The 9837-nt window shown below is 68.6% G+C and carries 9 protein-coding genes and 1 tRNA gene; 1 reads left to right on the forward strand and 9 read right to left on the reverse strand.

Annotation, left to right across the window (positions count from 1 at the left end; genetic code table 11):
- The 4 genes from hemW to rph form a co-directional block, all read right to left on the reverse strand.
- A partial coding sequence (gene hemW / locus N5D91_RS23835; protein WP_279907862.1) for a radical SAM family heme chaperone HemW occupies positions 1-1222 on the reverse strand: 1222 nt, incomplete at its 3' end.
- A gap of 56 nt (positions 1223-1278) precedes the next feature.
- Positions 1279-1875, reverse strand: coding sequence for an RdgB/HAM1 family non-canonical purine NTP pyrophosphatase (gene rdgB / locus N5D91_RS23840; RefSeq protein ID WP_049446541.1), 597 nt, complete (start codon positions 1873-1875; stop codon positions 1279-1281).
- On the reverse strand, positions 1872-2261 hold the full coding sequence (locus N5D91_RS23845) for a VOC family protein (RefSeq protein ID WP_180854266.1): 390 nt from the start codon (positions 2259-2261) through the stop codon (positions 1872-1874). The genes rdgB and N5D91_RS23845 overlap by 4 nt, the downstream gene beginning before the upstream one ends.
- Entirely contained in the window at positions 2258-2983 is a 726-nt protein-coding gene (gene rph, locus N5D91_RS23850) for a ribonuclease PH (protein WP_049426699.1), read from the reverse strand. The genes N5D91_RS23845 and rph overlap by 4 nt, the downstream gene beginning before the upstream one ends.
- A gap of 124 nt (positions 2984-3107) precedes the next feature.
- On the opposite strand from rph, the gene N5D91_RS23855 reads away from it, so the two are divergent.
- Positions 3108-3968 carry a YicC/YloC family endoribonuclease gene (locus tag N5D91_RS23855; protein ID WP_180854265.1) on the forward strand — a complete coding sequence of 287 codons (861 nt, stop codon included), beginning with the start codon at positions 3108-3110 and terminating at the stop codon, positions 3966-3968.
- A 57-nt stretch (positions 3969-4025) separates the two neighbouring features.
- Here N5D91_RS23855 and selD read toward each other — a convergent pair whose 3' ends face one another.
- From selD to fdhE, 5 genes are all read right to left on the reverse strand, one after another.
- A complete protein-coding gene (gene selD / locus N5D91_RS23860) occupies positions 4026-5105 on the reverse strand; it encodes a selenide, water dikinase SelD (protein WP_180854264.1) in 1080 nt (359 codons plus the stop codon).
- Between the two features lie 26 nt (positions 5106-5131).
- Positions 5132-5227: transfer RNA gene (locus N5D91_RS23865), tRNA-Sec, on the reverse strand.
- A 24-nt stretch (positions 5228-5251) separates the two neighbouring features.
- Complete coding sequence (gene selB / locus N5D91_RS23870) at positions 5252-7183, reverse strand: selenocysteine-specific translation elongation factor (RefSeq protein WP_279907867.1); 1932 nt, start codon at positions 7181-7183, stop codon at positions 5252-5254.
- Positions 7180-8604, reverse strand: coding sequence for an L-seryl-tRNA(Sec) selenium transferase (selA, locus tag N5D91_RS23875; RefSeq protein ID WP_180854262.1), 1425 nt, complete (start codon positions 8602-8604; stop codon positions 7180-7182). The genes selB and selA overlap by 4 nt, the downstream gene beginning before the upstream one ends.
- A gap of 4 nt (positions 8605-8608) precedes the next feature.
- Positions 8609-9592 carry a formate dehydrogenase accessory protein FdhE gene (gene fdhE, locus N5D91_RS23880; RefSeq protein WP_180854261.1) on the reverse strand — a complete coding sequence of 328 codons (984 nt, stop codon included), beginning with the start codon at positions 9590-9592 and terminating at the stop codon, positions 8609-8611.
- Positions 9593-9837 lie beyond the last annotated feature (245 nt).

The raw sequence follows: 9837 nt of genomic DNA on the forward strand, positions 1-9837 counted from the left end.
CCTCCAGGAACAGGCTCACCACATCGTTGGTGAATCGGCGGCCCAGCTCGGTCGGCTGCACATGGCCATCCGTCACCTCCAGCCAGCCGCGCTGCACGGCCTCGGCCAGCGGTGCATCGAGCACGCGGCGCGGCAGCCCGGTGCGCGACTCGAAATCGCGCAGGCCGAAGCCTTCATGCAGGCGCAGCAGATTCAGCATGTACTCGAAGGGCAGGCGCTCAGGCGCGATCACATCGTCACCGCCGAACGAGGCCGGGGTACCCGCGCTGTCCAGATAAGCCTGCGGATGCTTCAGCTTCCAGCGTCGCAGCACGTGTTCCTCGGCACCCGAACTGATCTTGCCGTGCGCGCCGGCACCGATGCCCAGGTAGTCGCCGAAACGCCAGTAGTTCAGGTTGTGCGCGCTCTGCCGGCCAGGGCGTGCGTAGGCGCTCACCTCGTACTGGCCGAAACCGGCCTGCGCCAGCAGGGCCTGGCAGTGTTCCTGCATGTCCCAGGCATTGTCTTCATCGGGAATGCCCTGCGGCGGCCGCGCGAAGAACACCGTGTTCGGTTCCAGGGTCAGCTGGTAGTGCGAGATATGCGCCGGCTGCAGTGCGAACGCGCGCTCCAGATCGGACTCGGCGCCGGCCAGGGTCTGTTCCGGCAGCGCGTACATCAGGTCGATGTTGAAGTTGTCGTAGCCCGCGTCCTGCGCCATCTTCACCGCGCGCTCGGCTTCGCCACTGTCGTGGATGCGGCCCAGGCGCTTGAGCATCGCATCGTCGAAACTCTGGATGCCGAAGCTGAGGCGGTTCACGCCGGCCGCGCGGTAGCGGTCGAAACGGCCATGCTCGGCCGTGCCCGGGTTGGTTTCCAGGGTGATTTCGGCGTTGGGTGCGAAGCGCAGGCGTGCGCTGGCCTGTTGCAGGAAACGGTCGATTGCTTCCGGCGGGAACAGGCTGGGTGTGCCGCCACCGAAGAACACGCTGTGCACCACCCGGCCCCAGACCAGCGGCAGGTCCTGGTCGAGATCGCGCAGCAGCGCATCGATGTAGGCGTCGAACGGCAGTTCGCCCTTGGCCTGGTGCGAATTGAAATCGCAGTACGGGCACTTGCGCACGCACCACGGCAGGTGCACGTACAGCGACAGCGGTGGTGGCACCAGTCGCGGCGGGCTGTCGTGGTCAGCGGAGCAGGCTTCGCCGGGCAGGTGGTTGCAGTGGTCGTGGGCGTGCGGCATGGGCTTCTTCGGTAGTGCCGGCCGCTGGCCGGCTTCCCTGGTTCGATCGGGTGGCGTTAGTACAGCGTCGCCAGCTGCTGCTTGAGCTGTTGCAGGGCAATGGCACGGTGGCTGATGGCGTTTTTCAGGGCCGGCTCCATCTCCGCGGCAGTCAGGCCGTGGGTGGTGTCCAGGAACACCGGGTTGTAGCCGAAACCATTCGTGCCGCGCAGTTCACGGATGATCTGCCCTTCCCAGCGACCTTCGCAGATCAGTGGCTGCGGGTCGGTGGCGTGGCGCAGCAGCACGATCACCGCATAGAAGCGGGCGCCGCGCTGGCCATCGGGAATGTCGGCCATCGCCTCCAGCAGCTTGGCGTTGTTGGCCGCGGCGTTGGTCGGGTGGCCGGCATAGCGCGCGCTGTACAGGCCGGGTGCGCCGCCGAGGGCATCGACGATCAGGCCGGAATCATCGGCCAGCGCCGGCAGGCCGGTCGCTTCGCAGGCCGCGCGCGCCTTCAGCAGCGCGTTCTCGACGAAGGTCAGGCCGGTCTCTTCCACGTCGCCCAGGCCCAGCTCGGCGGCCGAGGTGATCTGCAGCGGCAGGTCGGCGAGGATCTCCTGCATCTCCACCAGCTTGCCGGCGTTGTGGCTGGCCAGTACCAGTTTCTTCATTGACGGGGCTCCAGCAGGTCCCAGGTGTTGCCATACAGATCGCGGAACACCGCGACCGTTGCATAGGGTTCTTCGCGCGGCGCTTCCAGGAACTCGACCCCGGTGGCCAGCATCGCCGTGTGGTCGCGGTGGAAGTCATCGGTGTTGAGGAAGAAGGCGACGCGGCCACCGGTCTGGTTGCCGATGCGGCTGCGCTGTTCCTCGTCGCTGGCACGGGCCAGCAGCAGGGCGGCAGCGCTGCCGTCGGTCGGCCCCACCACCACCCAGCGCTTGTGGCCCTGGTCGATGTCCTCCAGCAGTGCGAAGCCGAGCTTGCCGGTGTACCAGGCAATGGCTTCGTCGTAGTCGGCCACCACCAGCGTGGTCAGGGCAAGGCGCCGGTTCATGCCGACAGCGCTGCCTGCTGTGCGGCCAGCAGTTCGGCCACGCCCTTTTCGGCCAGGCCCAGCAGCGCATCCAATTCGTCACGACGGAAGGCATGGCCTTCGGCGGTGCCCTGCAGCTCGATGAAGCCGCCGCCGTCGTTCATCACCACGTTCATGTCGGTGTCGCAGTCGCTGTCTTCGGCGTAGTCCAGGTCCAGCACCGGGGTGCCGCGGTAGACGCCTACCGACACCGCGGCCACTGCGCCCAGGATCGGGTTGCGCTTGATGTCGCCACGCTTCATCAGCACGTTCACCGCATCGACCAGGGCCACGTAGGCGCCGGTGATGGCGGCGGTGCGGGTGCCACCGTCGGCCTGCAGCACGTCGCAGTCGAGGGTGATGGTGCGCTCGCCCAGCGCGTTGCGGTCCACGCAGGCACGCAGGCTGCGGCCGATCAGGCGCTGGATCTCCAGGGTGCGGCCGCCCTGCTTGCCACGGGCCGCTTCGCGGTCGCTGCGGGTGTGGGTGGCGCGCGGCAGCATGCCGTATTCGGCGGTCACCCAGCCTTCGCCCTTGCCGCGCAGGAAGCCCGGCACGCGGTTCTCGACGCTGGCGGTGCACAGCACACGGGTTTCACCGAAGCACACCAGCACCGAACCTTCGGCGTGGCGGGTGAAGCCGCGTTGGATGACGACCGGGCGGAGCTGGTCGGGCTGGCGGCCGCTGGGGCGGGAATCGGACATGGTGCGGGTTCCGTAATGGCGAGGGAGTACGCCGCCACGCCCGCAGCCTTCACGGGGCGGGCAAGGGGGCTCTGGTGAGGGCGCTAGGGTACCATTCCCCCTTTGCACGCACCGGACACAATCCATGATTCGAAGCATGACCGCCTACGCCGGCGGCGAGCGGGTCACCCCGTGGGGCACGCTGGGCTGCGAGCTGCGCTCGGTCAACCACCGCTTCCTGGAGGTCGGCACCCGCCTGCCCGAGGAACTGCGGGCGCTCGAGCCGCAGCTGCGCGAGCGTATCGCCGCGCGCCTGAGCCGCGGCAAGCTGGATCTGGTGATGCGCATGCGCGCGCCGGAAGCGGCCGCCAACCTGCAGGTGGACGAGGCCCTGCTGGGCCAGCTGGGCCGCCTGGCGCACCGTCTGACCTCCGATTTCCCCAACCTGCAGGTCAGTTTCACCGACCTGCTGCAGCTGCCGGGCGTGACCCGCGGCGAGGCCACCGATGCCGCCGCCCTGCAGGTCGAGGCACTGGCCCTGCTGGACCAGGTGCTGGACGGCTTCGTCGAGGCCCGTGAGCGCGAAGGCGGCAAGTTGTCCGCGGCCATCAGCGAGCGCGTGGACGGCATCGAGCGTATCGCCACCGACGTCCGCACGCTGATTCCGGCCATTCGCGACGGCCAGCGCGCCAAGCTGGCCGCACGCCTGGCCGACCTGCCGCACCCGGTCGACCCCGGCCGCGCCGAGCAGGAACTGGTGCTGTGGCTGCAGAAGCTGGACGTGGATGAAGAACTGGACCGTCTTGGCAGCCATATCGTCGAGATCCGCCGCGTGCTCAAGCAGCGCGAGCCGGTCGGCCGTCGCCTGGACTTCCTGCTGCAGGAGTTCAATCGCGAAGCCAACACGCTGGGCTCGAAGTCGGTGGACAGCCGCACGTCCAATGCCGCGGTGGAACTGAAGGTGCTGATCGACCAGATCCGCGAACAGGTGCAGAACATCGAGTGATGCTGCATCCAGCGCTACAGCAGGGGCGCCTTCGGGCGCCCTTGCCGTTCCAGCGCCTCAGCGGACGCTGACGCCCGGCGTTCCCTCGCCCAACCGTCCCACCACGGCCGCCTGGCCGAACCCGGCGTCGTGGAAGCAGGCCAGCACCGCATCCACCGCTTCCGGGGCGCAGGACACCAGCAGGCCGCCGCTGGTCTGTGGGTCGGTCAGCAGTGGCTGCCAGTGTGCTGGCAACCCGTCGGCGAAGCGCACGTCGGCGCCATACGAGGCCCAGTTGCGGTGGGACGCGCCGGTCACGCAGCCGCGCTGCAGAAGTTGCAGGGCCTGAGGTAGCAGCGGCACCTGGGTACTGTCCACCTCGGCAGCCACCCCACTGGCCCGGCACACTTCCAGCAGGTGGCCCAGCAGGCCGAAACCGGTCACGTCGGTCATCGCGTGCACGCCGTCCAGCGCAGCCAGTGGCACGCCGACAGTGTTCAGGCGCGTGGTCGACTCGATCATCTGCCGGTACCCGTCGGCGTCCAGCACTTCCTTCTTCAGTGCTGACGAATACACGCCCACGCCCAACGGCTTGCCCAGCACCAGCACATCGCCTGCGCGGGCATCGGCATTGCGCTTGAGCCGCTGCGGATCGAGCACGCCGATCGCGGCCAGGCCGTAGATGGGCTCCACCGAATCGATGCTGTGGCCACCAGCCACCACGATGCCGGCATCAGCGCAGGCGCGTTCGCCACCCTGCAGGATGCCGCGGATGGCGTCCTGCGGCAGGCTGTTGATCGGCATGCCGACGATGGCCAGCGCGAACAGTGGCCGCGCGCCCATCGCGTACAGGTCCGACAGCGCATTGGTGGCGGCGATGCGGCCGAAGTCGAACGGGTCGTCGACAATCGGCATGAAGAAATCGGTGGTGGCGACGATCGCCTGCCGGTCATCGAGGCGGTACACCGCGGCGTCGTCGCTGGTCTCGCGGCCGACCAGCAGTTCGGCCGGTGCGGGAAGCGCTGGAACGCCACGCAGCAGTTCGGTCAGCACACCCGGCGCGATCTTGCAGCCGCAGCCACCGCCATGCGCGAGAGACGTCAGTCGTTGCGGGGCATCAGCCGTTGAAGGAGCGGGGGACTGCGCGTGCGTGGCCATGCCGACATCTCCTGCGGAAACACGAATGGCGGAAGGCAGCAGGAGTCGAACCTACCAGGGAACGATCGACGCCCCCTACTGGGTTTGAAGCCCAGCCGCATGCCCGGATGCGCATGCCTTCCGAAAGTACGGCGGTACCGGTGGGCTCAGTCGCGGGCTGCGTTCCACTGCAGGTCGCCGCGCGGCCGATGCTGGTCACCGACGCGTCGAGTGTAGCCAACGCGATTGAAGAACTCCAAGATCTGGATGCTGCGTTTGCGGCCCAGGCCGATGGCATCGCGGAAGGCCGCCGCATCCACCGTGCCGGTGGCCTGTGACAGCTGCGCGACGATCGCGGCCAGCTCGGCGATGCGGGCCGGCGCATAGAACAGGTCGGGCACCACCTGGAACAGTTCACCACGTGCGGCGGCGCGGCGCAGGACCGCGCGGACCTCATCTTCGGCCAGACCGACGTCGGCGGCCAGGGTGCGCACCCACGGTGGATCGAAGCCACCGGCATGCAGTTGCGGCAGCACGCGTTCCAGCAGGAGACGTTCGCGTTCCGGTGGCGCATGGTGATGGCCGGGAAGGCGCCACCACGCGCCCACGCGCTGCAGCGTGCCATCGGCGAGCAGATCCTGCAGCAGCGCATTCCACAGGTCGCTCGCCAGCATGGGCAGGGTGCTGCGCTGCAGGCGTCCGCTGTCGACGCCGGGTTCGTCGGGGCGTCGCTCGTGCCAGCCGCGCAGCGAGGTGATCACCTGCTCGCGCAGCGCCTGCCAGTGCGAGGCGAGGATGATCACCGCGTCATCGCGGGTCGCGATGCGTCGCGCGTCCTCGGGCAGGTCGATGCGGTCGGCGGCGCGTCGGCAATAGCGTTGCAGCGCGGTGAGGGGAATGCCGGCAGGTGCCTGCTGCAGCAGCGGGACAACACCGGCACCGGCCGCCAGCTGCTCCAGTGCCCCCAGCCAGGCCAGCCGCGCAGGACTGCGCCGACGCCGCTGCGGAGGATCCGGATCGAGCACGACGCCACCGCCCAGTGTGTGGGTGGCTGCTGAATCACGGGCGATGAAACGATCGCCACACATCGCGCAGACTGGTGCATCGAACACCAGCTGCACCAACTGACCATCGCCGTGGTCGTGGTCTTCCAGCAGTACTACATGGGCCTGCCGGTGCGTCGTGCCCCAGTGAATATGCAGCGGTACCCAGTCGCGCAACGGTGCGGCCAACGCGGACAGCCGCAGGCGCACGTCGACGCGGGTAGTGGCCAGCAGCGCGCGTGGATCGGCGATCCAGTCGCCCCGGTGGATGTCGTCGCGGGCGATGGCGGCCAGGTTCAGCGCGCAGCGTTGCCCAGCCATCGCGTGCTCGCTGGCCTGGTTCTGCGCGTGGATGCTGCGCACGCGCACGTCGGTGGCGGCCGGCATCAGCTGCAGATGCTCACCCACCGCCGCGATGCCGCCATGCACCGCGCCGGTCACCAGCGTGCCGTGGCCGGCCAGCGAGAACACGCGGTCCACCGGCATGCGGAACAGTTCGCTGCGCAGTTCGGCCTGGCGTGTGCTGGCATCGTCCGCCGCCCACGCGTGCAGCTGGGTACGCAGTGCGTTGATGCCGGCATCGTCGGGTGCGGTGCTGTTGCAGGCGAACAGAGGGGAATCCTGCAGCGGTGTCGCGGCCAGCAGCGCGGCAATCTCGATCTCGACCCGGGCGAGGCGCGCCGCATCCACACGGTCGATCTTGGTCAGGGCCACCGCACCACGATCCACGCCCAGCAGCTGCAGGATCGCCAGATGCTCGCGGGTCTGTGGCATCACGCCGTCGTCGGCAGCGATCACCAGCAGAGCGACATCGATACCCGTGGCGCCGGCCACCATCGTATGCACGAAGCGCTCATGGCCTGGCACGTCGACGAAGCCCAGCGTCGCGGCGGGGCCTTCGACGTGCCTGCTTTCCACCGGGACATAGGCGTAGCCCAGTTCGATCGATATACCGCGCGTTCGCTCTTCCTGCAGGCGATCGGTTTCGATGCCGGTCAGTGCGCGTACCAGGCTGGTTTTGCCATGGTCGATATGCCCGGCGGTGCCGACGATCATGCCTGCAGCGTGCTCCACTGGGCGAGGAAGTCGGCTTCGTCGGCCGGTTCCAGGCAGCGCAGGTCCAGCCACAGCGCGTCATCGGCAATGCGGCCCAGCACGGGCCGCGGCAGCTGACGCAAGCGCTTGGCCAGGCGATCCAGTCCGCCACGGCGCGCGCTGGTAATGCGCAGTCCGGCGCTGGCCAGCTGCGCCTGTGGCTGGGCGCCGCTGCCGATCTGGCTCTGCATTGGTGACCGTTCAAGATCGTAGTCGGCCGCGAGCACGGAACGCATCGGCTGCAGCAGGCGCTGAGCCTGCACGTCGAGGTCCTCCTGCGTGCGTGACAGGGTGCGCAGGGTCGGCAGTCGCTGTGCCAGCAGCTCCGGCTCGCGGTACAGGGCCAGCACCGCTTCCAGTGCGGCCAGGCCCATCTTGTCCATGCGCAGTGCCCGCTTCAGCGGGTTGCGGTTGATCCGCGCGATCAGGTCGGCGCGACCGGCGATGATGCCGGCCTGCGGACCACCCAGCAGCTTGTCGCCACTGAACGACACCAGGTCGGCGCCGGCCGCCAGCGTTTCCTGCACGGTGGGCTCGTGCGGCAGGCCGAAGGCCGCCAGATCGCACAGGCTGCCACTGCCCAGGTCCACCACCAGCGGCAGGCCGTGCTCGTGCGCGATCGCTGCCATCGCTGCGGTGTCGACCTTGGCGGTGAAGCCGGTGATCGCGTAGTTGCTGGCGTGCACCTCCATCAGCAGCGCGGTGCGCGCGCCGATGGCATTGGCGAAGTCGGCGGGGTGGGTGCGGTTGGTGGTGCCCACTTCCAGCAGCCGCGCGCCGGCACTGCGCATCACATCGGGAATGCGGAAGGCGCCACCGATCTCCACCAGCTCGCCGCGTGACACCACCACGTCGCGACGGTTGGCCAGGCTGTTGAGCAGCAGCAGGACCGCCGCCGCATTGTTGTTGACCACGGTGGCGGCTTCAGCGCCGGTCAGTTCGCAGACCAATGCCTGCACCCGTGCATCGCGGTCGCCGCGACGGCCGCGGCTGATGTCGAATTCAAGATCCACCGGCGCGGTCATCGCGCGGGTGACCGCGTGCACGGCGGCATCCGGCAGCAAGGCGCGGCCGAGATTGGTGTGCAGCACGGTGCCGGTCAGATTGAACATCGGCTGCAGATCCTGCCGTGCGTCAGCGGCCAGTGCGGCCTCGACTGCTGCCACCAGCGCCGGGCCGTCAACCGCTTCCTGCAGCTGCGTGGCCGAGAGCTGGCCGGCGCTGATACGGTCGCGCAGCACCTGCAGGTGCGAACGCAGCAGCTGGGTGATACGGCTGCGGCCGTGGCCCTCGATCAGTGCTGCCAAGGCAGGCAGGCGCAGCAACCGGTCCAGCGAGGGCAGGGCAGCGGCCGATGCCGGGGTGGGGGGCGTGGCTGTCATCGCCTCACTCGCCGTCGGATTGCCACAGCAGCGGATTCTGGCTGGCGCGCGCATACCCTTCCTCGCCCAGCAGCAGGTCCAGCGCCAGCGTGCCGAGGTCGTCGGCCACCGGCTCCAGCGACGGGTCTTTCTCCAGATACAGGATCTTGCGGTAGCTGTGGCAGTGGTCGCAGGTCTCGGCACGGACCGCGCTCTCGCGCACCGCCTCGCCGCTGTCGCCGTCCACATCGGCCAGGGCGCGATAGGCGATGTCCTTGCCGGCGGCACCACACTGGCTGCACTGCACGCGTACGTAGTGCCACTGGCAGGCACACAGCGAGCACGACAGGTAGCGGTAGGAGGCATAGGGCGGCCGCGCCTGCACCACGCTGACCACCGGCAGGGTGCCGCACAGCGGGCACAGCCCCGGTGCATCGGCCAGCGGCTTCAGGTCGGTGGGGCGGAAGCTGTCCGCCAGTACCGCCCAGTAGACCTGCAGCGCGTTCATCACCAGCAGCGCAGCCACCGCATCCACCGACGGCGCGTCATCACGCTCCAGCACCGCATGCGCCTGCGCATCCAGCCACGCGTCATCGGCAGCAGCAACGCGCTGCAGTTCCTGGCGGGTTTCCGCCGGCAGGCCGGCTTCTTCAGCGCAGTGCTGGCATAGCGTGCGCAGCCAGCCGCGCCAACAGCCATCCAGCTGAAGTGTGTTGGCCGGCCGCAACGGCATCCCGGCGCCGGCCGCCGCACTCGACTGCTGTGCACGCGCCTGTGCCTGAAGTTCCTCGCGTTGCTGCGGTGTCAGATCCTCCAGCAGCGCCTGCTGCGCATCAGCCAGCGCCGCCAGAAGCTGCAGGTAACCACCGATGGCACTGTGTGCAGCCAGACTGCGCAGGCGGTCCGCACGTCCGGCAAACAGCGACGCGGTATCGGGCAGGATGATGCGCGGAACATCGCGCGAGGCCAGCGTCTCGATCTCACCGGGTTCAAGGATGCGTTGCGCCATGCAGGGCCAGCCAGAAGAACCAGCCTCCATCCTCGCCGTTGTCAGCGCTGGCGTCCAGCGCATTGCAGGCCATTTGAAATGGTTGGGGTCAGATCCGTTTTCCATAGGAAAACGGATCTGACCCCATCGGTTGTTGCCGTGTTCATTGTGTCGACCAAGGTCGACACCCACCAACAGCAACGCAGAACGCCGTCCCGACAGATCGCAGGAACCTGTCGAAGGCGGGGTGGGTCCGGTTGCGGGGG

Source organism: Stenotrophomonas sp. GD03794, from assembly GCF_029842145.1.
Taxonomy (GTDB): Bacteria; Pseudomonadota; Gammaproteobacteria; order Xanthomonadales; family Xanthomonadaceae; genus Stenotrophomonas; species Stenotrophomonas riyadhensis.